Source organism: Bradyrhizobium sp. LTSP849 (genome assembly GCF_000938255.1).
Classification (GTDB): domain Bacteria; phylum Pseudomonadota; class Alphaproteobacteria; order Rhizobiales; family Xanthobacteraceae; genus Bradyrhizobium.
Map to the genome: position 1 here is coordinate 269,833 of NZ_JYMR01000012.1, position 25,538 is coordinate 295,370.

23 protein-coding genes are annotated in these 25,538 nt (G+C 62.7%); 13 read left to right on the forward strand and 10 right to left on the reverse strand.

Going from position 1 to position 25,538, the window contains the following annotated elements; all coding sequences use genetic code 11:
- The first annotated feature begins 93 nt into the window (after window positions 1–93).
- From UB31_RS10705 to UB31_RS10725, 5 genes are all read left to right on the forward strand, one after another.
- Window positions 94–966 carry an NAD(P)-dependent oxidoreductase gene (locus tag UB31_RS10705; RefSeq protein ID WP_045010831.1) on the forward strand — a complete coding sequence of 291 codons (873 nt, stop codon included), beginning with the start codon at window positions 94–96 and terminating at the stop codon, window positions 964–966.
- 22 nt (window positions 967–988) lie between these two features.
- Window positions 989–2,266 carry a sodium:proton antiporter NhaD gene (nhaD, locus tag UB31_RS10710; protein WP_045010832.1) on the forward strand — a complete coding sequence of 426 codons (1,278 nt, stop codon included), beginning with the start codon at window positions 989–991 and terminating at the stop codon, window positions 2,264–2,266.
- Between the two features lie 137 nt (window positions 2,267–2,403).
- The gene (locus UB31_RS10715) at window positions 2,404–3,999 is read left to right on the forward strand and encodes a sensor histidine kinase (RefSeq protein WP_045010833.1); all 1,596 of its coding nucleotides are present in this window, start codon (window positions 2,404–2,406) and stop codon (window positions 3,997–3,999) included.
- Window positions 4,000–4,043: 44 nt separating this feature from the next.
- Entirely contained in the window at window positions 4,044–4,247 is a 204-nt protein-coding gene (locus tag UB31_RS10720; RefSeq protein ID WP_045010834.1) for a DUF1289 domain-containing protein, read from the forward strand.
- A gap of 28 nt (window positions 4,248–4,275) precedes the next feature.
- The gene (locus UB31_RS10725) at window positions 4,276–4,830 is read left to right on the forward strand and encodes a TIGR02281 family clan AA aspartic protease (protein ID WP_045010903.1); all 555 of its coding nucleotides are present in this window, start codon (window positions 4,276–4,278) and stop codon (window positions 4,828–4,830) included.
- 79 nt (window positions 4,831–4,909) lie between these two features.
- Here UB31_RS10725 and speB read toward each other — a convergent pair whose 3' ends face one another.
- The gene (gene speB / locus UB31_RS10730; RefSeq protein ID WP_197090796.1) at window positions 4,910–5,872 is read right to left on the reverse strand and encodes an agmatinase; all 963 of its coding nucleotides are present in this window, start codon (window positions 5,870–5,872) and stop codon (window positions 4,910–4,912) included.
- A 251-nt stretch (window positions 5,873–6,123) separates the two neighbouring features.
- Here speB and UB31_RS10735 point away from each other — a divergent pair, with 251 nt between their 5' ends.
- Together UB31_RS10735 and UB31_RS10740 are read left to right on the forward strand one after the other, a co-directional pair.
- Window positions 6,124–7,038 carry a polysaccharide deacetylase family protein gene (locus UB31_RS10735; RefSeq protein WP_045010835.1) on the forward strand — a complete coding sequence of 305 codons (915 nt, stop codon included), beginning with the start codon at window positions 6,124–6,126 and terminating at the stop codon, window positions 7,036–7,038.
- A 255-nt stretch (window positions 7,039–7,293) separates the two neighbouring features.
- Window positions 7,294–7,956 (forward strand): outer membrane protein, encoded by a 663-nt coding sequence (locus UB31_RS10740; RefSeq protein WP_045010836.1) that lies wholly within the window; start codon window positions 7,294–7,296, stop codon window positions 7,954–7,956.
- Window positions 7,957–8,010: 54 nt separating this feature from the next.
- On the opposite strand, the gene dusA is transcribed toward UB31_RS10740, so the two are convergent.
- The 9 genes from dusA to UB31_RS10785 form a co-directional block, all read right to left on the reverse strand.
- A complete protein-coding gene (gene dusA, locus UB31_RS10745; protein WP_082078473.1) occupies window positions 8,011–9,018 on the reverse strand; it encodes a tRNA dihydrouridine(20/20a) synthase DusA in 1,008 nt (335 codons plus the stop codon).
- A 370-nt stretch (window positions 9,019–9,388) separates the two neighbouring features.
- Complete coding sequence (locus tag UB31_RS10750) at window positions 9,389–9,865, reverse strand: MarR family winged helix-turn-helix transcriptional regulator (protein ID WP_045000979.1); 477 nt, start codon at window positions 9,863–9,865, stop codon at window positions 9,389–9,391.
- 219 nt (window positions 9,866–10,084) lie between these two features.
- Window positions 10,085–10,477 (reverse strand): RidA family protein, encoded by a 393-nt coding sequence (locus UB31_RS10755; RefSeq protein ID WP_045010838.1) that lies wholly within the window; start codon window positions 10,475–10,477, stop codon window positions 10,085–10,087.
- Complete coding sequence (locus UB31_RS10760) at window positions 10,474–11,199, reverse strand: ABC transporter ATP-binding protein (RefSeq protein ID WP_050044754.1); 726 nt, start codon at window positions 11,197–11,199, stop codon at window positions 10,474–10,476. Before UB31_RS10760 ends, UB31_RS10755 begins: the two co-directional genes overlap by 4 nt.
- On the reverse strand, window positions 11,180–11,917 hold the full coding sequence (locus UB31_RS10765) for an ABC transporter ATP-binding protein (RefSeq protein WP_045010839.1): 738 nt from the start codon (window positions 11,915–11,917) through the stop codon (window positions 11,180–11,182). The genes UB31_RS10760 and UB31_RS10765 overlap by 20 nt, the downstream gene beginning before the upstream one ends.
- Window positions 11,914–13,164 carry an ABC transporter substrate-binding protein gene (locus UB31_RS10770; RefSeq protein ID WP_082078476.1) on the reverse strand — a complete coding sequence of 417 codons (1,251 nt, stop codon included), beginning with the start codon at window positions 13,162–13,164 and terminating at the stop codon, window positions 11,914–11,916. Before UB31_RS10770 ends, UB31_RS10765 begins: the two co-directional genes overlap by 4 nt.
- Window positions 13,165–13,174: 10 nt before the next feature.
- Window positions 13,175–14,170 (reverse strand): branched-chain amino acid ABC transporter permease, encoded by a 996-nt coding sequence (locus UB31_RS10775; RefSeq protein ID WP_082078477.1) that lies wholly within the window; start codon window positions 14,168–14,170, stop codon window positions 13,175–13,177.
- Between the two features lie 13 nt (window positions 14,171–14,183).
- Window positions 14,184–15,056, reverse strand: coding sequence for a branched-chain amino acid ABC transporter permease (locus UB31_RS10780; protein WP_045010842.1), 873 nt, complete (start codon window positions 15,054–15,056; stop codon window positions 14,184–14,186).
- On the reverse strand, window positions 15,056–17,266 hold the full coding sequence (locus tag UB31_RS10785) for a molybdopterin-containing oxidoreductase family protein (RefSeq protein WP_082078478.1): 2,211 nt from the start codon (window positions 17,264–17,266) through the stop codon (window positions 15,056–15,058). The genes UB31_RS10780 and UB31_RS10785 overlap by 1 nt, the downstream gene beginning before the upstream one ends.
- Window positions 17,267–18,057: 791 nt before the next feature.
- Here UB31_RS10785 and UB31_RS10795 point away from each other — a divergent pair.
- From UB31_RS10795 to UB31_RS10820, 6 genes are all read left to right on the forward strand, one after another.
- The gene (locus UB31_RS10795; RefSeq protein WP_045000992.1) at window positions 18,058–19,308 is read left to right on the forward strand and encodes an ABC transporter substrate-binding protein; all 1,251 of its coding nucleotides are present in this window, start codon (window positions 18,058–18,060) and stop codon (window positions 19,306–19,308) included.
- 122 nt (window positions 19,309–19,430) lie between these two features.
- Window positions 19,431–20,258 carry an AraC family transcriptional regulator gene (locus tag UB31_RS10800; RefSeq protein WP_045000994.1) on the forward strand — a complete coding sequence of 276 codons (828 nt, stop codon included), beginning with the start codon at window positions 19,431–19,433 and terminating at the stop codon, window positions 20,256–20,258.
- A gap of 201 nt (window positions 20,259–20,459) precedes the next feature.
- Window positions 20,460–21,470 (forward strand): branched-chain amino acid ABC transporter permease, encoded by a 1,011-nt coding sequence (locus UB31_RS10805; RefSeq protein WP_045010845.1) that lies wholly within the window; start codon window positions 20,460–20,462, stop codon window positions 21,468–21,470.
- A 1-nt stretch (window position 21,471) separates the two neighbouring features.
- On the forward strand, window positions 21,472–22,554 hold the full coding sequence (locus UB31_RS10810; RefSeq protein ID WP_045010846.1) for a branched-chain amino acid ABC transporter permease: 1,083 nt from the start codon (window positions 21,472–21,474) through the stop codon (window positions 22,552–22,554).
- Complete coding sequence (locus tag UB31_RS10815; RefSeq protein WP_045010847.1) at window positions 22,547–23,329, forward strand: ABC transporter ATP-binding protein; 783 nt, start codon at window positions 22,547–22,549, stop codon at window positions 23,327–23,329. Before UB31_RS10810 ends, UB31_RS10815 begins: the two co-directional genes overlap by 8 nt.
- Entirely contained in the window at window positions 23,322–25,538 is a 2,217-nt protein-coding gene (locus tag UB31_RS10820) for an ABC transporter permease (protein ID WP_045010848.1), read from the forward strand. The genes UB31_RS10815 and UB31_RS10820 overlap by 8 nt, the downstream gene beginning before the upstream one ends.

The following is a 25,538-nucleotide window of genomic DNA, read 5'->3' on the forward strand; positions in this document are numbered from 1 at the left end:
ATGGTGCGGCCCGATCCGCGCCGTTCAGCGGAACCTGGCGCCCCTCGCCCGGGAAAAAACCGTAAAACCCAAACTACGGACAAGGTACCACACATGGCTAAAGTCGCTTTCCTCGGTCTCGGCGTGATGGGCTTCCCCATGGCCGGACACCTCGTGAAAAAAGGGGGCCATGAGGTCACCGTCTACAACCGCACCGCGGCCAAGGCGAAGGAGTGGGCGGACAAGTTCGGCGGCAATACCGCAGCGACCCCGAAGGCCGCAGCCGAGGGCCACGATTTCGTGATGTGCTGCGTCGGCAACGACAACGATCTGCGCGCAGTCACGATCGGCGCCGACGGCGCCTTTGCCGGCATGAAGAAGGGCGCGACCTTCGTCGACCACACCACCGCCTCTGCCGAAGTCGCCCGCGAGCTCGATGCGGCCGCGACCAAGGCCGGCTTCAAATTCATCGACGCGCCGGTCTCCGGCGGCCAGGCCGGCGCCGAGAACGGCGTGCTGACGGTGATGTGCGGCGGCGCCGAGGGCGCCTATGCCGGCGCTGAGCCGATCATCACAGGCGCCTATGCACGGATGTGCAAACTGCTCGGGCCCGCCGGCTCCGGCCAGCTGACCAAGATGGTCAACCAGATCTGCATCGCCGGGTTGGTGCAGGGCCTCTCCGAGGGTATCCACTTCGCCAAGAAGAGTGGTCTCGACGTCGCCGCCGTGATCGAAACCATCTCCAAGGGGGCGGCGCAGTCGTGGCAGATGGAGAACCGCTACAAGACCATGAACGACGACAAGTATGATTTCGGCTTCGCGGTCGAATGGATGCGCAAGGACCTCTCGATCTCGCTGGCCGAAGCCCGCCGCAACGGCGCCAATTTGCCGGTGACCGCGCTGGTCGACCAGTTCTACGCCGAGGTCGAGAAGATGGGCGGCAAGCGCTGGGATACGTCGAGCCTGCTCGCACGCCTCAATCGCTGACACCTGACGAACTGCCCCCGCTTTGCTGATCGCGCTCGCCGCCATATTCGTTGTCGCTTATGCGGCGATCGCGCTCGAGCATCCGATCGGGGTCAACAAGAGCGCGTCCGCGCTGCTCGGTGCGGGCCTGCTCTGGACGATCTACGCGACTACGACGGGCGACCACACGCTGGTCGGCCGTCAACTCGACGAGTCCATCGTCTCGACCGCCCAGATCGTGTTTTTCCTGATCGGCGCGATGACCATCGTCGAGGTGATCGACGCTCACGACGGTTTTGAGGTTATCACCTCCCGCATCGGCACGACCAGCCAGGTCAAGCTGATGTGGCTGGTTGGCTTCGTGGCGTTCTTCCTCAGCGCGATCCTGGACAATCTGACGACCACCATCGTCATGGTCTCGCTGATCCAGCGGCTGATCGCCCGGCGCGACGACCGGCTGCTGTTCGCCTCGCTCATCGTCATCGCCGCGAATGCCGGCGGCGCGTGGACCGTGATCGGCGACGTCACCACGACGATGCTATGGATCGGCGGCCAGATCTCGCCATTGAACATCATGCGCGCGGTGTTCCTGCCCGCACTCGTCAATTTGCTGGTGCCGCTCACCTTCATCAGCCTTTCGCTGAAGGGCAAGACCATCGCGGCACCGCAGAAAGACACCGGATTGCTCGCCGTCGATCGGTTCGAGCGAAACCTGATGTTCTATCTCGGGCTCGGCGTGCTGATCGCGGTGCCGGCGTTCAAGACGGTCACCCATTTACCGCCCTTCATGGGCGTGCTGCTCGGGCTCGGCATCGTTTGGCTGGTCGGCGAGATCGTCCACCGTGACAAGGACGAGCATGTGCGCCGTCCGCTCTCGCTGGCACATGCGCTGACGCGCATCGACATGGGCTCGATCGTGTTCTTCGTCGGCATTTTGCTGGCGGTCGCCAGCCTCGAACATGCCGGCTTGCTCGCGATGCTGGCCAAATGGCTGGATGCCACGCTCGGCCGTCAGGACATCATCGTCGTCGTGCTCGGCCTGCTCAGCGCCATCATCGACAACGTGCCGCTGGTCGCCGCGACCATGGGCATGTACGACCTCGCGCATTACCCGACCGACAGCTTCCTCTGGGAATTCATCGCCTATTGCGCCGGTACCGGCGGATCGATCCTGATCATCGGCTCGGCCGCCGGCGTCGCCGCCATGGGGCTCGAGCGGATCGAGTTCCTCTGGTACGCCCGCCGCATCGCGGTTCCGGCGCTGGCGGGGTATCTGGCTGGCGCGGTGGTCTACGTCGCGCAACATGCGGCGCTGCATTGAGCGCTCGCACGCGCACAAAATTAACGCCGGGTTAACGTAATTCTTTAGCTCCTTAAGTCACCTCTTAAGGATTTCTTGCCAGAGATAGACAATGCAGAAGGCCCGCGTCCAACGTGGGCAGGAATTGTTGTTGCTTGATGAGTAACCCCGCTGAAAAGCCTGAAGTTGTGCAGCTTCCGGCCGAGCCCGTCAGCGCTCCATCGGCGAGCAGCCGAAGGGCTGCGGCGCAGCGGGTGCGCGAGGCGCGCGATAAGTTAACGTCGACCAGCGGAACCCGGCCCGCCTTCGACGCAGAGCTGCTGCGCCAATATGCCCAGACAAGACTGTCAGCCTCCTATGTCGTGATGCTGCTGGTGGTCGTGACCGGCGTGCTGTTCGGGCTGTGGATGCAGCCGATCCCGGCCGCAGCCTGGACCGCCGGCATGCTCTGCATCCACGGCGCGATGATCCGCAGCTGCCAGCGCTTCCTGACCGAGCCCGCCTCGCCCACAGCGACACGCGCCTGGCGCACGCGCTTCGTCGTGCTCGACCTGCTCTATGGCCTGTGCTGGATGGCAATCCTGATCCATCCCGTGCTCGACACGGTCACGGAAACGCTGATGATGTTCCTGATGCTGCTGGTGATCGCAGTATCGAGCATGCTCGCTGCCAATTTGCCGATCGCAGCCCTTGCCGCCACCGCGCCAGTTGCAGTCGCGATGGCGTTGAGCTTTGCGATGACCGGCTCGCTCGACAATTATATCCTGGCCGCGCTGGCGCTCGCGGCCGAAGGCTATTTCATCCTGCTGGCACATCAGCTGCACTCCTCGACCTTCGCAACGCTCGAAGCGCGCGCGGAGAAGGACGCGCTGATCGGCGAGCTCGAACAGGCCAAGGCGATCTCGGACGAGGCGCGCCACCGCGCCGAATCCGCCAACGTCGCCAAATCGCGCTTCCTGGCGCAGATGAGCCACGAGCTGCGCACGCCGCTGAACGCCATCCTCGGCTTCTCCGAGGTGATGAAGAGCGAGATTTTTGGCGCGCATGCGGTGCCGGTCTACAAGGAATATTCCGGCGACATCCATAATTCCGGCGTGCACCTGCTCAACCTCATCAACGAGATTCTCGACCTGTCGCGGATCGAGGCCGGCCGCTACGAGCTGAACGAGGAAGCAGTGTCGCTGGTCGGCATCGTCGCCGACTGTCATCATCTGATGAAGCTGCGGGCCTCAAGTCGCGGCATCACCATCCACGAGGTGTTCGAGCAGGCCATGCCGCGGCTCTGGGCCGACGAGCGCGCGATCCGCCAGGTCGTGCTCAATCTGCTCTCCAACTCGATCAAGTTCACCCCGCAGGGCGGCGAGATCTGGCTCAAGGCCGGCTGGACTGCCTCGGGCGGACAATATCTCTCGGTGAAAGATACTGGCTCTGGAATCCCCGAGGACGAGATCCCGGTCGTGCTTGCCTCGTTCGGCCAGGGCTCCAACTCGATCAAGTCGGCCGAACAGGGCGCGGGGCTGGGCCTGCCCATCGCGAAAAACCTGATCGACCTGCATGGCGGCACCTTCACGCTGAAATCGAAGTTGCGCATCGGCACCGAAGTGATCGTCACCTTCCCGCCCGAGCGCGTGATGAGCGCGCTGGCGCCGCTGTCGGAGGATGCGCCGCCGCTCCAGCCAGACAGTTCCGCCGTGCCCGACGAAAAGCGCCGGCCGCGCCACAGGCCGATCATGAGCGCAGGTACGGGCTCCTAAACACATGCTTGCAGACATGACCGCCAATCCCTCAATATGCCAAGATGAGCAAAGAAACGCCGTGCGTCGCCGTCTGTATGATCGATCCCAAGACCAAACTCTGCTTCGGCTGTGGCCGCACGCTGCCAGAGATCGCGCGCTGGCACGCGATGGAGAGCGCGGAACGGCTCACGCTGATGGCGCTGCTGCCGGCACGCATGACGGAGGCCGGGTTGCGGCCGATCGCCGGATCGCCCAAGCGCACCTGACCAGCGTGCGCGCTTGTGGAGGCGCGCGATGATCAGGCTCCTGCTCGTTCTCATCACACTCGCCGGCACCGCGGGTGCCGTCGTCGCCTATGGCGATCCCGACCAGATCGCGCGCGCCAGCCACACGGTCACGCACATGTTCCGCGGGCAGACCGCGTCTCCCGTCCCCGCCGTGCAGATTCAACGCGGCCAGGGCGGCGAATTCGCGCTGCGCGCCAAGATCAACGGTGTCGCCGCGCCGATGGTGATCGACACCGGCGCGACTTCCGTGGTGCTGACCTGGGAAACCGCGAAGGCGATCGGGCTGCCGCTCGAGATGCTCGAATATGACGTCGACCTCGAAACTGCCGGCGGCCACACCAAGGCGGCGCGGCTGACGATTGACCGTCTCGCCGTCGGCCATCTCGTCGAGAAGTCGGTGCCGGCCCTCGTCGTGCAGCGCGGACAGATGAAGACCAATCTGCTCGGCATGAGCTTCCTCGATCGCCTGGAAAGCTGGGGCGTGCGCTCCGACAAGCTGATGCTCACGGGCTACCCGGAGCTGCAAGGCAGCCACCGTCGCTCGCGTATGGCGGTTGATTAGGGCGCGTCGCGGCGGGACGGCCGTTCTCCTCGCCATGCTCCCCGCCGCGGTCTGACGCGGCGCGGCCGCTTCTTGTGCACTATCGCTGCGAACGCTCTTCGAAAATATAGCCAAGGAAGTTCATCAACACCTGTGCCGCGAGAATGCTCGTCACGCCCGCAGGATCGTAGGCGGGGGCGACCTCGACGAGATCGATTCCGACGACATCGCCTCGCTTCGCGAGGCCCTGGAGGATCTCCATCACCTCGTAGTATTGAAAGCCACCATGGCTCGGCGTTCCGGTGCCCGGCGCGATCGAGGGATCGAAGCCGTCGATGTCGATCGTCACATAGTAGCGGACGCCGCGCGGAATTTTGTCCAGGACGCCCTCGGCGCCGAGCTTGCGCGCCTGGCGGACCGAGAGAATGGTGGAGCCGCGCGCGCGAGCATCCTCATAGCCTTCGCGGGCGGTCGAAGACACGTTGCGGATGCCGATCTGGGTCAAGCCCGTGACATGAGTCTGCTCGGCCGCGCGGCGCATTGGATTGCCATGTCCCTCGCGCACGCCATGCCTCACGTCCACGAAATCGAGATGGGCATCGATCTGGACGACATGGACCGGGCCATGCTCGCTGAAGGCCCTGACGCAGGGAATGTTGACGGCATGGTCGCCACCAAGGACCACGGGCAGCGCGCCCCGTTCGAGGATCTTTCGGACGGCTGCTTCTGCATTGGTATGGCTCCTGGACGTATCGGTGTGGATGATGTCGACGTCCCCGACATCGACGATGCGCACCTTGTCGAGCGGCAGATAGGTGACGTCGTCCTCATGATCATAGGCGCCGCCATGGCCGAACGAGAAAAGGGTCGAGGCTTCACGGATGGCGCGCGGCCCGAACCTCGCGCCCGGGCGGTATTGCGTGCCCATGTCGAAGGGCACGCCCAGCACGGCGACATCGGCGTCGAGCTTGTCCCATTCGAGGCAGACGGGCCGCTTGCCGAAAGTGCAATGCCCCACAAATGGCAGATCCAGTCTGCCGCTCTCGTACTCATGTGCCATCATTAGTCCCGTCAGCAAGTTGTTGGCGCGGGATGGAAGGCCATTCCTGGAAGAGCCATCCATCAACAGTGTCGATACAAGCGGATGCAGATTCCATTCCAATTGATATGGCAATTCTGCCCGCGTCGATCGGCCTCAACTATCCGCGCGATCGAAAGTAGTGGCACGCCCAATGCATGAGCCCGAAAACCGGTGTCGGCTTCGGAGGAGGCTCGGCTTGAACGGACGGAACATAGAGTTCGGAGACGACAACAATGATCGCCAACCCCGTCCGCTGGCCCAACGGAGCGAAGTGCGCCTGCTGCCTGACATTCGATATGGACGCCGACAGCCTGATCCATGTCGAGCACCCCGGTGACGGCAACAGCCGCGTCTCGGGCATCTCCATGCTGCGCTATGGGCCGACCGTCGCGGTCCCGCGCATCGTCGAGACCTATCGGCGGCTTGGAATCAGGCAGACCTTCTTCATCCCGGCCTGGTGTATCGAGCAATATCCCTCCGCCATCGAGGCGATGCTCGCTGGCGGCCATGAGATCGGGCATCACAGCTATATCCACGAGAACCCGCTCGACCAGACACAGGAAGAAGAGGCCTATTGGCTCGATCTCGGCATCGACATCATCCGCAAGGCGACGGGAAAGGCGCCACGTGGATGGCGGGCGCCCCTCTACAATTTCTCACATCGCTCGCTCGACCTGCTGCTGGCGAGAGGCTTCACCTATGATGCGTCGCTGATGGGTGATGATGTGCCCTATGTCATCAAGAGCAGGGCGAACAGCGGCGAGCTGATCGAGCTGCCGACTCACTGGGGGCTCGACGACTGGCCACAATATGTCCAGTCTTTCGACCTCAACTACTTCATGCCCATACGCAGCCCCAGCAACGGCTTTGCGGCTTTCCTGGAGGAATTCCAGGCGGCCTACACCTATGGTGGGTTGTGGATCCCCACGCTGCACCCCTTCGCGACGGGGCGGCTCGCACGCTGGCATGTGTTCGCCGGATTCCTTGAGCGGATAGTCGCGCAGGGCGATGTCTGGTTTGCGCCCATGGAGGAGATAGCGGCGCATGTACGGCACGAGATCGACGAGGGGCGCTATCTGCCCCGCATCGAGCTCCTTCCGCAATATCCTGAACCAGTCGGCCGGATATTTCCCCGACGTCAGCCGTAGATCGGGAGAGATATGCAGGGCCCAGCCATCTGCTCCATCATGGCGGGCATCGCCTGGCCATGCCACAGACAGCCCCCTGACGAACGCAGTCGCTAACACCTCACAATTGGAAGCAGCCCGCTCCGAACGGATGCCGGTGTGGCATTTCCGCTATTTACAAACCGTCTAGTCGGTTTATAAATCAGGCATTCCCGGATCGGGGTTGGACAAAGCGCTGCCCCCAGACGGAGGCGGCCAAGTGGGAGATCGAGAGTCATGACTGCGAGAGCCGCCTTACACCGCGCCATGTGCGCCCTGCCGTTTGCGACAGCGCTCGCCGCGGGCAGCGCGAGCGCTGCGGACCTGTCGCCGCGTTATGCTGCGCCGGCCTATACGGCACCACAGCCGGTCTACTCCTGGACAGGCCTCTATGCCGGCCTTAACGCGGGCTACGCCACGAGCTCCGATGACGCCTTCAACAACCTCGTCGGCACCAGCGGCGGCAAGATCAAGGGCGCGGTTGGCGGCGTGCAGATCGGCTACAACTACCAGCTCTCGCCGATGTTCGTGGTCGGCATCGAGAACGATTTCGAGGGCGGCGACCTGAAGAACCACGACGCCGTGAACAGCGCCGCGGTCAGCCTTCCCTGGTACATGACCGGTCGCGCCCGCGCCGGCATCGCGACGATGGATTCACGCCTGTTGTTCTTCGGAACCGCGGGTCTTGCCACCGGCGAATTGAAGGACGGCGGCCTCAACAAGATGAAGATGGGCTGGACCGCGGGCGGCGGCGTCGAATGGGCGTTCCTGCCGAAATGGTCGGCCAAGGCCGAATATCTCTACACTGAGTTCAAGCACGACAATCTGCCGGACTGGAACGCAGCAAAATTCCACAGCGTCCGCGTCGGCATGAACTATCGTTTCGACCTGTTCCGCTGAGCCTGATCGAAGAAGAGCCGGATTGCACGATCCGGCTCTTCTTGACGGCTGCTTCTAGGCAGCGACCTCTGCCGGCGCGCGCGCACTGACACGGGCGATCGCGTCGCGCAGCACCTCAAGACCAACCCCCTGCTTCGTACCCTGCTCGGCAAGATGGCGACGAAAGGCGCGCGCGCCGGGCACGGCGTGGAATGCACCGACGAAGTGGCGCGTGATGGCGTGCAGCCGCGTTCCGCGCGCGAGTTGCTGCTCGATATAGGGCATCATCGCCTCAAGCGCGTCCTGCATGGTCGCATGCGGCGCGGCCTCGCCGAAGATGTCCGCATCGACCGACAGCAGCCGCCACGGCTCCTGATAGGCCGCGCGGCCGAGCATCACGCCGTCGACATGCGCGAGATGCGCTTTCGCCTCGTCAATGCCTGGGATGCCGCCATTGATGATGACAGGCACGTCCGGCAGCACGCGCTTGAGCCGATAGACGCGATCATAGTCGAGCGGCGGGATGTCGCGGTTCTCTTTCGGCGACAATCCGTTGAGCCAGGCCTTTCGGGCATGCACGATCAGCGCATCGCTGCCCGCGGAGACCACGGCACGCGCCAATTTATCGAGCGCCACTTCCGGATCCTGGTCGTCAATGCCGATACGGCACTTCACCGTGACGGGCACGGTGACCGCGGCCTTCATCGCATCGACGCATCTCGCCACGAGCTCAGGCTCCGCCATCAGGCAGGCGCCGAAGCGGCCGTCCTTCACGCGATCGGACGGGCAGCCGACATTGAGATTGATCTCGTCATAGCCAAAGTCCTCGCCGATCCGCGCCGCCAGCGCGAGATCGCGCGGATCGGAGCCACCCAACTGAAGCGCCACCGGATGCTCGATCGCATCGAACCCGAGCAGCCGCTCCCGATCGCCATGAATGATGGCGCCGGTGGTCAGCATCTCCGTATGGAGCAGCGCCCGCCGGGTCAGGTGACGGTGGAACACCCGGCAATGCCGGTCCGTCCAATCCATCATGGGTGCCACGGAAAAATTCCAGTAATTACAATCGCTTACGGGATACATCCATAGATTCCGACAGTGGAACTGCCCGCTAAGCCACTGAAATTACTTAAGGTCGGCGGCGGCAAAATCTAGCGGCACAGAATTTCTGTACAGCGCTATCCCAATCTGTACCAGAGGCTAAGCGATTGCCCGCGTTTTGCTTCTTTTTCGCAGCCGACAATGCCAGGCTGTCCAGCCAGCCGGAAACACGGTGATTCCGGCAGACCCCTATTTTGTAGGGGCTGGGCGGTTCGATCGCTCCAAGCCCATGCCCGTCCTTTGCAAGCCAGTTGCCGGCGGTTGCGAGCCCCACCTAGATGGGGGCACTGATTAATCGCGCCGGCCGTCATTTTTCCGCGCAGAGAACCAATTTAGCTGGATCGGAGCCGCGCTATTTCCACACATCGACCTTTGCGATCAACCGCAGGATTTGATCTTCAGACTCGACGATCCGTGCGCAGGCACTCGATATCGTGGACATGTCGGCTGCGGTCATGCCTTGATACTGAATATCGTTGATTTCCCTCGAAATCGGCAGCAGCGCCCGAAGAAGCCGAAACGCCTTCGGCGTCAACGTGATGGAAAGTGCGCGGCTGTCTTTGGGATCGGTCGCCTTCGCGAGCAGTTGTTCTGCCGCCAGGATGTTCACTTCTTTTGTAACGTTTGCAGCCACCATCTTGAGGTGATCGGCCAACTGGCGGACGCTGGCGCCAGTGCCGAAGTGGCGCACCGCAAGGAGGATTGCGAATTGATTGGCCGTCATGCCGAATTTCTGGCTGAGCCTGCCGCGGGCGCGCCAGACGATATCGGCCGCCGCGAACAGGTTCGACACGAAGTGGCGAAACGCCACGTCGTTGCCCTTTACCATGAGTTCCGGCCGGCTGACCGTATACAATCCGTCGAGAGGATCAGCCGAAGCTTTCGGAGCGGTCGATCGCTTGCGCGCGTGTGCAGACGGCATTCTTAGGCCCAATATCGGTCATGGCGGGCGGCTTCCGCCGCTTGGACGAGCTTTGCGCGAGTCAGATCGTGCGGCTCGCGGACACGATCCGTATTGCGGACCGCGGCCTCGCGTCAATCACCATGTTCAGCAGGCGGCGATACATTCGATCTCGACATCGAACGGCGCCGGCCAGGAAGCAACCGTGCAGAACGTCCGTGCCGGCGGGTCCGTCGGAAAATAGGTCCGGTAGACCTCATTGATAGCGGCAAAATGGGCCGCGTTCACCGCGAATATCGTGCACTTCAGCACTTTTGATAGGTCGGAGCCGGCGGCCTCCAGGCAGAGTGCGATATTGTCCAGCACCTGGGTAACTTGCCCGGCAATGGAATCGGTCCGCAGCTCATTGCTGTTCGGGATAACCGGAGGAATGCCTGAGACGTAGACAGTATTGCCATGCTTGACGACGAGCGACAGCGGCACTTTGGCCTGGTTCAACCATCCTGCGAATTCGGGCGGTGTGATCACGGTTCTGGTCATCTGATCTCCTTCTCTTTTGCGTTGTGGCCGAGGCCCAGAAGCCTCTCGAATTCTCCGCTCTCGCGAAGCGATTTGAAGTCGCCTTCCGCCTCGACTGCGCCTTTCTCCATGATGTAGCCGCGGTCGCACACGGCTTCGGCAAGCGCGAGGTTCTGCTCGACGAGAATGATCGACATGCCACGCCCACGCAGCGAATTTGCGACGTCAGCGATGCGCTCGACCATCTTCGGCATCAATCCCTCGGTCGGCTCGTCCATCAGCAGCACGGAGCAATTCGACGCGAGGCACCGCATCAATGAAACGAGTTGTTGCTGGCCGCCACTCAGCCGTCCCGCCGGCCGTTTCAGCAGATCCCTGAGCTCAGGCACCAGCGAGAGGATTTCTTCCAGTGCCATTGGCATGCGCACGGCATAGGCACTTACACGATAGTTTTCCTCGACCGACAGGTCGCCGAACACTCGCATGCCCTGCGGCATGTAGCCGAGGCCGCCGCGCACGCGCCGGTCTGTGGCCTCAGTGGAAATATCCCGGCCTTTCAGCGTCACCTTACCGAGCACGGTAGGCACGAGCTTCATCACCGAGCGGAGCAGCGTGGTCTTGCCGACGCCGTTGCGGCCCACGATTCCCACGATCTCGCCACTGCCGAGCGAGAAGCTCACGTTCCGTACGATGTGAGCCTTGCCGTAATAGGCATTGATTGCCTCAAGCGTAAGCGCTGCCAAGATAAGCCTCCTGCACGCCTGGATTCGTCCTGATCTCGTCCGGTTTTCCCTCGGCGAGTATACGGCCCAGCGTAAGAACCGAGATCACGTCTGCCGTGTTCATCACGACGTTCATGTCGTGCTCGACGATGACGATGGTGTAACGGCTGCGCAGACGCTCATTGAGAAGATCGATGAATCTGTTGGTCTCTGACGGGCTCATGCCGGCTGTCGGCTCGTCGAGAAGCAGCACATCCGGACCGCATGCGGTTGCGATCGCGACCTCCAGAAGCTTCTGGTCGCCGTGGGATATCTCGGATACGAGCCGGTCTGCCAGCGCAGAAAGTCCGACCAGCGAGAGGCTCTCATCGACCGTCTCACGGCTTTGCCGGAAGCAACGGCCGGCGTGAACCGCCACCATAGCGTTCTCCAGAACCGTCAAGTCGGCGAAGAGGTTGGATATCTGGAATGTTCTGGACAGACCCTTTCGCGCAATCCGATAGGCCGGCAAACCGGTGACGTCGGCGTCGCCGAGAAAGACCCGTCCCGAGGAGGCGGGATGGATGCCGGTCAGCACGTTGATAAAAGTCGTCTTGCCCGCGCCGTTCGGCCCGATGACGGCCCTCACCTCTCCCGCCCGAATTGCGGTTGAAACGCCCTTGAGAACCTCGAGCCCGGAAAAGTGCTTGCAGAGGTCCCTGGTCTCGAGCGCGATCGGTTGGGGGGAAGCGACACTCATCGCTGCACGAGATCCTTGCTCGGATAAACCGTGGTGGCGCCGGCGACCTTGGAGACGCGCTTCATACGCCCGCCCTGGATTTGCAGGATATACTGGTCGATGAAGGCCTGCTGGTCGGCGGCCCTGACGGAAAAACCTCCCTGAGGAAAACCTTCGCTCAGCGCGAAGTCAGGATTGGACACGAGCCAATTGGACAGGGAAAGATTGTCGGCCTTCGTCTTCCACCGTGCACCTTCGACCGCCATGCGCAGCAACTCCGTACATTCCCAGGCCATGATGGCGTTCGGGAGCATGACGTAGTCGTCGCCATCTTTGGCCCGGCCATTGCTGCCGATACCGATGCGATCGAAAGCCGTCTTCGAAAATGCGGGGTTGGGATAATCGTCGAGCTCCCAAGGGACCTCGTCCAGCGCGTAGACGCCTTCGACGGCAGAACCGAGCCTGACGATATCAAAGAGGTTCTGCGTGCAGGATACTGTGATCTTCGGGGTCTTGCCGAAGCCGAGGGAGCGCAGCGCGGGATAGACGCGGACGCTGTCAGGACCAAGGATCGCCATGACGATACCCGAGAGCGATCGGTCCAGCTTCAGAAGGTACGGAAGAGGATCGTTGGTGTTGACGGGCAGCGCGATGGCCTGCGCCAGCTCACCGCCCGCCTTCGCGAGCGAGGCCGTGAAGGCCTCACGCTGCGAGTAACCGAAGGCATAGTCGGCCAGCACCATCCCCCAGCGCTTGCCCAGGCTGTCCACCATCCATTTCGAGGCGGCGGACGCACCCATGGTGCTGTTGGCGACGATGCGGACGGAGTAGGGATTGCCGAGTTCGGTTGTAATGCCGTCGGTGCGGGCGAGCGGCAGGTAGGTCACCTTGGCATCCCGACATAACGGCACGCTCGCCATGCCGATGCCGCCATGGCCGGAACCGATAATGAAATCGCAATTCTCTTGTTGCAGCAATTGCTGCAGGCGACGGATGCCGACATCGACCTTGGTTTCCGTGTCGACCACGACGAGCTTCAACGGGCGACCGGCGAATCCGCCGCGCTCATTCTGCCAGGCGACCGCCGCCTCCGCGGCCTTTTTGCCCCAACCGCCGTCGTGAGCCAGCGCGCCGGTGAGCTCGGTCTGAAGCCCGATCACGATCGGTTCGCTACTCGCAGCCGCAGCCACACGCACCGAACCGGCCGTCGCAACAGCGGCGAGCCCCTGCAAGGCTTTCCGTCGGTTGATCATCAAACGTCGTGACATCGCAATCTCCTCATGCTGTCTGGCTGCGGCCTTCCGGGCCCTCCGCCAGCATTTCCTTCGAACTTCGACGGTTGAAGTGTCCGAGCCGTCGCTCTCCGACGAGACCCGCGATGCCCTGTGGGAACAGCAGCGCCGCTGCAATCAGGAGCGCGCCAACTACGATATCGACATATTTGAAGGCACGCGCTGCAAGCTCGGTCAGGGGAAATACCAGCAGCCCGCCAAAGAGTGCCCCGAACGGGTGAGCCAAGCCGCCAACCGCGGTCCATAGGACGGCAGTCAGCGACAGGTTTGGATCGAACAGCGCGGAGGAAACATGTTCGAGAACGACGGCGTTCATCGCGCCGCCATAGCCGGCCATACCGCCTGCCGCGGCAAAAACCGCGAGATGTCGCAGCCAAACCTGGTAACCGAGTTGAGCGGCCCGTACCTCGTTGCTGCCGACGGCTTTCATGACGACGCCGAAGGTGGTTCGTTCAGCCAGCATGACGAAGATGAAGTAAGCCGCAAGCGGCAGGAAGGCGAAACAGTAGGTGATACGGTTGGCGCCGAACGCCACGGCCAAACCGAACATGTACGATCCGCCGCGAAGCGACAGGCCATCCTCCCCGCCGGTAATCCCAACGAAGGAATTGGCGCACATCAGCACGATGGTCGCGACGAGTAGCGTGCAGATCACCGCAGTGTGTGCCGCTTTCATGCGGGTGACGACAAGACCGACCACGACGCCAAGCACACCGCTTGCGGCGACCGCGGCCAGAAGCATGACCGGCAGGGTAAAGCCCGAGCCGTGGGTCACGCAGGCGACATAGGATCCCAATCCGAAGAACGTTCCCTGCATGAAGCTCAGGATGCGCGCATAGGCAAAGCTCATCTGCAACGAAGCGGCGATGTAGATGAGCGTGATCATTTGGGCGCAGACGAACACGGCGTAGGGTCCAGTGACGAACGGCATCACGGCGAGAACCAGAAGCGCCACTACACCCAACGCAGTGCGAACAGACATATCCAACCTTTCTTCAGGACCGGGCCTTGGCCAGGATCCCGTCGGGCCGAAGCAGGAGAACCGGCAGCAGGAGAACCAGGGACAGGATTTCGGCCTCGCTTGGCGTCATGAATGCCGCCGCGACGCCACGCACCACGCCAAGCAGGATGGCGATCACCACCGCGCCCCATAGATTGCCGGCACCGCCGACCACGATCACCGTGAAAGCGACAGCGAGCACGCTGGACCCCATCTGGAAATGTGCCCCCGCAATCGGCGCGACCAGTGCGCCCGCAACACCGGCAAGCAGGCTGCCGATGATGACGGTCGCGGTGTTGATGCGGCCAGAGGAGACGCCGGAAATCAGCGCCAATTCGCGCTGCTGGGGCGCGGCTCGCATCCACAAACCGAAGCGTGTGAACCGCAGCAGCAGGAAGGTGACGATCAGGATCGCGACGGCAAGGCCGGCGACAACGAGACGGTAGCCGGGATAGTCCACACCGAAGATCGAAAACGTCGCGTCGACCGGAGGGTCAACCGAAACCGGAACCGCACCGAAGGTAGCGAGTGTGCTACTCTCGATGACAAGGAGAAGGCCGGCTGTAGCCAGGAGGCCGATGACCGGCGGGGAATCGACGACTCTCGCCAGCACCAATCGATTGACGACCATGCCGAGGCCGCCGACGGATATTGTCGCCAACGCCGCGCCGCTCCAGAACCCGAGGCCGAGCCGCGTGACGAATTGGGCGGTCAGCACCGCCCCCAGCATGTAGAACGAGGCGTGGGCGACGTTCATCAGGTTCATCAGCCCGAACGTCAAGCTCAGCCCCAGCGCGATCAGCGCAAAGATCAGTCCCCACACGACGCCGTTGAAGGTCTGGAAGATCAGCGCATAGGAGAAATCCATCACGCGACCTCGGATTCAGGAGAGACGGAGAGAATGCGGCACGCGATGCCGCCGGTGTCGGCCGAGCCGGTCGATGAGTCCCAGGGGCCGGAATAGGACATCGCCGCATTGATATTGACGGTACGCACGCCGAACTCCGGCGCGGGCGCTTCCGGAAGCCACCAGCCCATCCCGGTGGTAAGCACACCGGGCAAAGTATCATCCGTGATCCTCGCCTTTAGGCTGCAGGTGCCGGAGGCTCGCGGTGTCGTCAGTTTGATCCAGTCGCCTTCATGAACCCCGTGCTGTTCGGCGGTCTGGGGATGGACATAGACGAGCGGATGCGGCGAAACCTTGCGGGCCCAGGCTTGCTCGCGGAAGCGAGAATGATGATAACTCTTCTCGCGAAAGCCGGTTTGCAGGACGAGCGGGAAGTCTTCGGAGACGGCTTTCTGTTCGCGCTGGTTCGACGGCAATAGAAAGGTCGGCAGCGCCTCGACGCCGGCCTGCTCCATCACCTGCGAATACAGCTCGAACTTCCCCGATGGCGTCGCAATGACCTGCCTGGACAGGTCTCCCTGTTCGAACGGAAACGTCGCATAGCCGACACGCCGCAGTTCGGCGAGGTCGATCGCCGATTTCGCAACACAATATTCGGCAAATTCGCTCTGGGTTTTCCAGGGCAGATAGTCGCGGTATATCGCTTGGCGCTTGGCGAGCTCCTCGATCAGGAGGACCGCAATCTCCTGATCGCATTTCTGCTCGCCCTGTCGAACCGAGGCCGCAGCGGTGTAGGTCACGCAAGGGCCTCCTTGATGGAGGCTGACTTCTTCCTCTTCAAGCGTGGTGGTCTTCGGCAGGATGATGTCGGCCCACGCCGCGGTCGGAGTCATGTATTGCGAGCCGACGGCCACAAAGTCGAGCGAATTCAGCGCCGCGACGGTGCGCTCCAAGTCCGGATAGGTGAGAAGGATGTTGGCGCCGCTCGCATAGAGTGCGCGCACGGGATAAGGCTCACCGGTCAGCATCGCCGTGAGTACTGACGGGTTATGGCACGCCATCTGGTAGCCCTGCGGACCTGACCAGAGCGGAAAGTCCTTGGCACCGATCCGCAGCGCCTCGATCTCCGGCGGCAGCCGGTAGTTCGGGTCAAACAGGACGTCGAATGTCGTTTGGAAGCCTTCCGGCTTCTTGCCGCGCCGGTTGCCTCCGACGCGATCGACATTGCCGGTGATGGCCACCAGCGTGAAGAAGGCGCGGAAGGTCTGAACCCCTGCGCTAGATCCGTCGATCCCGTGCCCGGAAATGAAGCAAGCCGGACCTCGCGCATAATGTCGGGCAGCGGCTGCGATGTCGTGCGCCGGCACGCCGCTCTGGGCTTCGGCCCAGGACGGTGTGAGTTCGCGCACGTGTTGCGTGAAACGGTCGAACCCGTAACACCAGCTCTCGACGAACGGCTTGTCGTAAAGCTTCTCGGCGATCATGACATGCGCCATCGCGAGCGCGATGGCAGCGTCCGTTCCCGGCCGCGGACGAAGCCACAGATCTGCGATTTCGGCCGCCGGCGTCCGGAACGGATCAATCACGACGATTGAAGCACCCTTGGCCTTTGCTCTTTTCAACGCCATCCACTGGATCGGGTCGGCCACCGACGGATTGCGGCCGACGATCAGCGCACAGGACGTTTCGTCGATGTCCTCGCCGCCGCCGACGTTCAGACCAGTCATCTTGTCCGCGACGGCGCGGCAGCCGCCGCACAGATCCTGATTGATCATCCAGTTGGGCGAACCGATCGATCGCATCAGTAGCGCCATCATCAGCCCACGGCCGAAGAACGCGCCATTTGTCGCGCCGGCGATCGCCATCGGGCCGTATCGGTGCCGGACTTCCGCGAACCGATCCGCGATCTCTCCGATGGCCTCGTCCCAGCCGATCGGCTCGAAACGCCCCTCGCCGCGCGTGCCAGTGCGACGAAGTGGCGTGCGGAGCCGTCCATCCTGATATGTCCATTCCTTCGCGCCGCGGATGCCTTTGACGCAAAAGGCTCCCTTCGATGCTGGATGGCTCGGATTCGGGCTGATCTTCGTGACGACGCCGTTTTCGGTCGTCAAAAGCGAGCCGCAAATCGTCCCGCACTCCCAACAAGTACTGGGCTGAACTGTTCTCGCCGCATCGGGCGTTTCGGACTGGATAAATGGGCTCTGCACGACCACCTCGAAGCAAGCTCGCACTACGCTATGATATATTGCAATAAAGTACAGCTATAAATTATAGTCATTAAGCGCTATTTTAGTTGCATCGCCCGGCCAACGGGCGCGGATTGCCGCAAAAAAACCAGCAGATCGGTAGCGGACTCAAAGGTTATGGCCGAAACTGCTGTCTGTTTTTAATGCAAGAGTGGCTCTCGCAATCGGAACGCCAAGGGCGCGAGACCAATATCTACACGCGGATAACCTCCCAGTGCACACGTGGTGCACACCCTGCCTTCTAATCCTTTGAAGTAATTTGAACTCTCGCTCCAATCCATCATGGGGAAGCTCAAGCTAGTTGGATCAAGCAACGTCCAACACGCGAGACTCATCCCTGATGGGAATGTCGTAGTTCGAAACCCTTGCAGGAGCCGAGTAGCGAATCTCAACTCCACGGGTTGCAGGTTTGAACGCCCGTCCGAAGGGCTCGGGTCGCGCCGACGTTTGCCAGCGAGACTAAACTCCTGCTGTCCGCGAGGGTGCGTATCGGCGAAAGCGTCTCGGCCCCTCCCGCAATTGCGCACTAGACTGGGCCAGCGCCGACATGCTCGCCGCAAGCTCCTCGCAATGATGGTACAGCCACTACTTTCGCGACATTGCGCCACCAGACTCATTGCGACGCAACAATCAAAATGAGACTGCGCGTCAAACTACACGAGGGTTGCAACATCCGCGCCGCGCCCGGTATCGGCTAGCCTTCCGTGCAACAACCGGACGTTCGCGCTCGCTACATCAAACAATACGACGTCGGCAAAACACTAGGGAGGAGACCAATGCTGAGAGGTAGTGTGGGATTGATTGCGTTAAGCAGCCTTTTGTTCTCTGGCACCGCCTTCGCGCAGGAGAAGATCAAGGTCGGCGTCACCGCAACGCTCGAAGGCACTTACACCGTTCTCGGTGAGGACGGCATCCGCGGCTTCCAGACGGCGCTCAACGTGCTGGGTAAGAAGGTCGGCGATAAAGAGCTCGAATTCGTTATCGCCTCGACTGACGCAACGCCGGACTCCGCCGTGCGCGCCGTGCGCAAGCTGATCGAGCAGGACAAGGTGCAGATCCTGCTGTCGCCGCTGTCCGGTGACGAAGGCATTGCCGTCAAGAATTTTGCAAAGACCCATCCGGAGTTGACCTTCATCAACGCCGCCTCCGGAGCCCAGGAAACGACCTATGTCGACCCCGCCCCGAACTTCTTCCGCTACAATATGGATGGTGCGCAGTGGCAGGTGGGCCTCGGTAAATATGCCTACGACGAGAAGAAGTATCGCAAGATCGCGACCGTCGGCGAGGACTATTCCTTCATCTACACGCAGGTATTTGGCCTCGTGCTCGAATTCTGCGGCGCAGGGGGACAGGTCACCAACCGGCAATGGGTTCCGCTCGGCACCAAGGACTTTGCTTCAGTCATCGCTGCGCTTCCGGATGACGTCGATGCGATCTATCTCGGCCTCGGCGGCGCCGACGCCGTCAACTTCCTCAACCAGTACCAGCAGGCCGGGGGCAAGGCACATCTGATGGGCGGCTCGATCATGATCGATCAGACCATCCTGTCGTCCAAGGGTAATGCCAAGAACGCGCTGGTCGGCACGCTGGCCGCGAGCGGCCAAGCCGACACCTGGGAGGATCCGGGCTGGCAGAAATTCGTGAAGGACTATCAGGATGCTTTCCCGCCCAACAAGCGCTTCCCCAGCCCGTCGCTGCTCGCCACCAACTATTACGGCTCGACCATGGCGCTGATCCTGGCGCTACGTCAGGTCAATGGCGATCTCAGCGACAACCAGTCCAAATACAAGGCCGCGCTGGCCAAGATCGAGCTCGATGCGCCCAACGGCAAGATCAAGCTTGACGCCAACCGCCAGGCGATCGGTACAAACTTCGTCACCGAGGTCGTCGACGACGGCAAGGGGGCGCTGTTCAGCAAGGTCGTGAAGGTGATCCCAAACGTGAACCAGACGCTGGGCTATGACCCCGCGGTGTTCGCCAAGATCGGTTTGCCAAGCCGCACAGTTCCTGAATGTAAGAAATACTGACGTAGTCTCGTTCGCAAAGTGATGATCGGGGAGAGATTTGCAAAGCGTGGACATCGTGCGCCCTTGCATTCTCTCCCCGGTTGTTGAACGCTAAAAAAACAAGAGCTTCTGGGAGGGAAGGCATGAGCCGGGCGCTCGCCGTCTTTCACGGTCGTTTCGGCCGGGCGACGGTCTATCAGTTGAACCGCCCCTTCAACATCCACGCGCATCGCGAAGGTCATTTGATCTTCCATGTCGGCGGGCGTCCTGCATGCATCGATGTCAACGATGGACGTTACGAGCTCACCGAAGGTTCCGTGGTCGCAGTCAATCCATGGGAGCCGCATAATTTCCTTCCGTCTGATCTCGACGGAGGCGCCGTCTTCTTCGTGCTCTACGTCAATGCGGAGTGGTTCGCGCCCGATGCGCCCGGCGCCGACCGCCTGCGCTTCGGCCGCACCCAGTTCGCGCGGTCGACCGCACTGGATAAGCATATTCGGCACGCGGCTGCCCTTGTATGCGGTGCACCCTCGCTGAATAGCCTCGATGGCGAACTGAGAAGTCTGATCGACATCTGCTACGATGAAAGCTGGCAGCAGGCGGAGACCTCACCCGATCCGCGCGCGAGTGGCTCAGTCACCGATTTTCGTGTTCGCAAGTGCATCAAGATGATGTCGGAGAGCCCCGGCGCCGAGATCGAGCTCGACACTATCGCGCGCGAATCCGGCCTGTCGCGGCCGCATTTTTACCGACTGTTCCGCACTCAGACCGGCGTCACCCCGCATCTCTATCTCAACACGCTGATGATGGAACAGGCGCTGGAGGCGCTCGTGGCGAGCGAGGCACCGATCGCGGATATCGGCTTCGACCTTGGCTTCTCATCGCAGAGCGGTTTCACCCGTTTCTTCGCCGCCAATGTCGGCATGGCGCCGACCGATTATCGCCGCGCGGCCAAGGTTTTGCGCGCCTGACAGGTGCGCGAAAAGATACTGTCGATCAAGCGTCTCCCCTGCAGTCGCATTAGGATGTACGGAACGCGGTCCCGAGAAGAGGATCGCGGTCGATAGGGAGCGCACGTTCATGGCAGGGCTTGCGGCCGGCAACGGTCTGCGTGCCCCCTCGCCCCCTTTGGGGGAAGTGAGTTGGGGTGACGTGAAGACGGAGTGGCGGTCATGACGCGCTTTGTCGAGCGCCATCCAGCCTGGGCGCTGATTATCATCATCGCGATCGCGGTGGCGCTTTGGCTGATCTTCGCGGTGTGGCCGCCAGGGCTTGAAGAAGCAATCGGCCGCAAGCGGGTCTTCCTCAACGCGCTCTTCAACGGCATTACGCTTGGCGGTCTCTATTTTCTCGTCGCCAGCGGCTTTACGCTGATCTTCGGCCTGATGCGCAACGTCAATCTCGCGCACGGCTCGCTCTATCTGTTCGGCGGCTATGTCGGCTACGCCATCAGCGCGTCGACCGGATCCTGGATCCTCTCGTTCATCATCGCCTTCATCCTGACGGCGCTGGTCGGCGTCCTGCTTCAAGTTCTGGTCTTCCGCCGCATGGAAGGCCAGGATCTACGTCAGACCATGGTCACGATCGGGCTCTCCATCGTGTTTGCCGATCTGATGTTGTGGGCCTGCGGCGGTGACTTCTACCAGATCCAGACCCCGAACTGGCTGATCGGTCCGATCGAGCTGCCGCTGATCACCGCGGTGAAGTCCTCGGGCGAGCCGGTCTACCTCCGGTATCCGGCGGTGCGGCTCGTGATCTTCGCAGCGTCTGTCGTGATCGGCGTCGCGATGTGGCTCGCGCTCAACCGCACCCGGATCGGCATGATCATCCGCGCCGGCGTCGACGACCGCGATATCCTCGCCGCGACCGGCGTGCGCATCCAGCTCGTTTTCGTGCTGGTGTTCGCGTTCGGTGCGGGGCTCGCCGGCATCGCGGGGGTGGTCGGCGGCACCTTCCAGTCGCTCTCTCCCGGCGAGGACATCCGCTTCCTGCTCGCCTCGCTCGTGGTCGTGATCGTCGGCGGCATGGGCTCGATCCCCGGCGCCGCGCTCGGCGCACTGATCATCGGCCTCGCCGAGCAGCTCGGCTCGGTCTACATCCCGACCTACGCCATCGTCGTGACTTTCCTGATCATGGTGCTGGTGCTGGCGATCCGGCCGCAAGGCCTGTTGGCGAGGCGCTGAGATGTCGCTCGCCCACGATGCCCGAGTTGCCGTTCGTCCCGCTGCCGAGGCACAGCGCCCCGCGCAGACATGGCCGGAGGTCAACAACCCCGCAGCCTGGATCGTGGCGGTCATCCTCCTGATCATGCCGCTGATCGCCAACGGCTTCTTCCTGATCGAGATTTTCGCGACGACCCTGATCCTCGGTACTATCGCGCTCAGCCTGATGCTGCTTGCCGGCTATGGCGGCATGGTCAGCCTGATGCAGCTCACCATCGCCGGCTTCTCGGCCTATATGGTCGCGGTGTTCGGCATCAGCGGCAATGCCAATATCAGTCTGGGTTGGCCGTGGTGGCTCGCCGTCCCAATGGCGCTCGCGCTTGCCACGATCTTCGGCACGCTCGGTGGCGCACTCGCAGTCCGCACCGAGGGCATCTACACCATCATGATCACCCTGGCGATCGGCGCCGCCTTCTATTACTTCACCAACCAGAACTGGGCGATCTTCAACGGCCACACCGGCATCAACACCGTCGGCACGCCGCATTTTTGGGGCGTCGACTGGCGCGCCGATATTCCCTTCTACTACATCGTGCTTGCCGTCGGTGCGCTCTGCTATTTCGCGGTCGACTACATTTCGCGTGCGCCGTTCGGGCTGGCACTCCAGGGTGTGCGCGACAATCCGCGCCGCATGGCCGCGCTCGGCTTCAACGTCAACGCTCACCGCATCGCAGCCTATGCGGTCGCCTCCTTCATCGCAGCACTCGCCGGCGTGCTTCAGGTCTGGAATTACCGCCAAATTTCCCCGGGCTCGGTCAGCGTCAACGCCTGTATTGACATCCTGATCATCGCCATCGTCGGCGGCATCACACGGCCCATCGGGCCGTATATCGGCGCGCTGATCTTCGTCCTGTTGCGTACTTTTGCGCTCGATTTCCTGGTCAAGATCGGGCTCGATGGCAATCGTTTCCGCCTGCTGATCGGGCTCGGCTTCCTCGCCATCGTGTTCTGGTCGTCTGACGGGGTGATCGGCCTGTGGCAGCGCTGGCGCCAGAGCCAGCGCCGGCCAGCCGACCGCCCCGGCGGAGGGCGCAGCCATGGATAGCGTTGCGCAGCGCCTCTCCGCCGTCGGCGCCGGTGCAGCACTCGAGCTGCGCGGCGTAACCCGGCTGTTCGGCGCGCTCGCGGCTTTGATCGACGTCACCATCACCGTGCGCGCCGGAGAACGGCGCGCCGTGCTCGGCTCCAATGGCGCCGGCAAGACCACGCTATTCAATTGCATCACGGGAGACTTCCCGCCCTCCTCCGGCACCATCCGCTTCTTCGGCGAGGATGTGACCCATTTCCCGCCCTATGAACGTATTCGCCGTGGGCTGCGGCGTACCTATCAGATCTCCGCGCTGTTTCCCGGGCTTACGGTACAGGACAACGTCTACCTCGCCTGCCGCGGCGTCTCGCGCGGCCGGTTTTCGTTTTTGCGTCCCGGGCAGAATGATGCGCTGATGCACGCCGCCGACAATCTCGTCCAGGCTGTGCATTTGACGGGGGTCAAAAACCAGCGCGTCGCCGAGCTCGCGCACGGACAGCAGCGCCAGCTCGAGATCGCACTGGCGCTCGCCGGCGCGCCGCGCTTCGTGCTGTTCGACGAGCCTGCCGCCGGCCTCTCGCCAACCGAGCGGGCCGAGTTGGTCGAGATCCTGACCTCGCTGCCCGCGCATATCGGCTACATCATCATCGAGCACGATATGGACGTGGCGCTGCGCGTCGTCGAGAGCGTCACGATGATGCACAACGGCCGCATCTTCAAGGAAGGCCTGCCGCAGGAGATCCAGTCCGATCCCGAGGTGCAGGAGCTTTATCTCGGAGGGGGCCATGAATGAAGACCGCCGCTCCGCCGCAGCCCTCGAGGTCCGGGGCCTCGACGTCTATTACGGTCATTCGCACGCACTGCAGGGCGTCGACCTCTCGCTGGATGCCGGCATCTTCTCCGTCGTCGGCCGTAACGGCATGGGCAAGACCACGCTGTGCAAGGCCATCATGGGCCTGGTGCCGGTGAGCGGCGGCTCGATCCGGGTTCGCGGCGAGGACATCACGCGACGGCCTCCGGCCCATATCGCGCGCCGCGGTGTCGGTTATGTGCCGCAAGGGCGACGGCTCTGGCGTTCGCTCAGCGTCGACGAGCATTTGCGGCTTGCTGGCGGCATGCGGTCCGGTGCCTGGACTGTCGAACGCATCTACGACACCTTTCCCCGCCTCGCCGAACGCAAGGACCATGGCGGCGGCCAACTCTCCGGCGGCGAGCAGCAAATGCTCGCGATCTCGCGAGCGCTGGTCACCAATCCGCAGCTCCTGATCATGGACGAGCCCACCGAAGGACTCGCACCCGTCATCGTCTCCCAGGTCGAAGAGATGCTGCTGAGGCTCGGCGAAGACGGCGACATGGCCGTGCTCTTGATCGAGCAGAACATCGGCGTCGCCACTGCGATCTCGCGCAATGTCGCAATCATGGTCAACGGCCGTATCAACCGCATCATCGATTCAGCGCGGCTTGCAGCCGACCGCGACTTGCAACAGCGCCTGCTCGGCGTTGGATTGCACGCCGAGCTCACGCCTGACATTGACGCGCCTGTGGCCGGCGGTGAAGCGAAGTTGACGCCGCAGCCCATACGCGCCAATGGTCCGATCCGTATCTACGTCTCCAACCCGACCCCACCCACCCGCTGGTCCCAGCCGGTCCCGATCGCGCGCATCGAGGCGGTCGCGCGCACGCTCTCGACGCACGTCGCACGCCTTGAAGATACCGTGAGACGCAAGCGCGAGCCGGGCACGGCGCAGGCGTCGGGGCTGCCGGTGGTACTGGTCGCCGGCACGCTCGACACCAAAGGGACAGAGCTCCGCTTTATCCGCGACATCATCGCGGCAAACGGCCTTCGCGTACGACTGGTCGATGTCTCCACCAGCGGGAGGCAGGCAGCGTGCGACGTCTCCGCGCAGGAGATCGCTCTGAACCATGGCCGTGGTGGCTCGGCCGTGTTCGGCCCGGACCGCGGCGTCGCGGTGACGGCGATGGCGGAGGCCTTTGCCAATTGGATCAAGCGCCAGGGCAATATCGCCGGTGTGATCTCGGCGGGCGGCTCGGGAGCGGCATCGCTGGTCGCGCCTGCCATGCGCGCCCTCCCCGTCGGTGTGCCGAAACTGATCATCTCCTCGGTCGCCTCAGGTGACGTCGGCCCCTATGTCGGTCCGGCCGACATCACCATGATGCATTCGGTCACCGATGTGCAGGGCCTCAACTCGATCTCGCGCGCGGTGCTGTCGAACGGCGCCAACGCCATCGCCGGCATGGTCAGGGCGCGGCTGGACCAGCGCGAGACCCGGGAACGAACTGCCAGCGCCGCGCTGCCGTCGGTCGGCATCACGATGTTCGGCGTCACGACGCCGGCGGTACAGAAGATCGCAGCCGATCTTCGCGACGATTTCGAGTGCCTCGTCTTCCACGCCACCGGCGTCGGCGGCCGCTCGATGGAAAAGCTCGTCGACTCCGGCCAGCTCGCCGGCGTCATCGATCTCACAACCACCGAAATCTGCGATTTCCTGATGGGCGGCGTGTTTCCAGCGACCGAGGACCGGTTCGGCGCAACGATCCGCACCCGCGTGCCCTATATCGGCTCGGTCGGCGCACTCGACATGGTCAATTTCGGCGCGCCCGACACCATCCCCGAACGCTACCGCACGCGGAAATTCCACGTCCACAACCCGCAGGTGACGCTGATGCGTACCACGGCGGAGGAAAACGAGCGCATGGGTCGCTGGATCGGCGAGCGGCTCAACCGGATGGACGGACCGGTGCGCTTCTTCCTGCCCGAGGGCGGCGTCTCCACGCTCGATGTGCGCGGCCAGCCGTTCTGGGATCCCGAGGCCGACGCCGCCCTATTCCGCGCGCTGGAGCGCACGGTGCGCACGACCGGCAACCGGCAACTGATCCGCGTCAAGCAGAACATCAACGATCCCGAGTTCGCCACGACCATTACAGCCGCGTTCCGAACGCTGTTCGGACGCGTCGGGGCGCGCCGGAGAATGGTGAGGTGA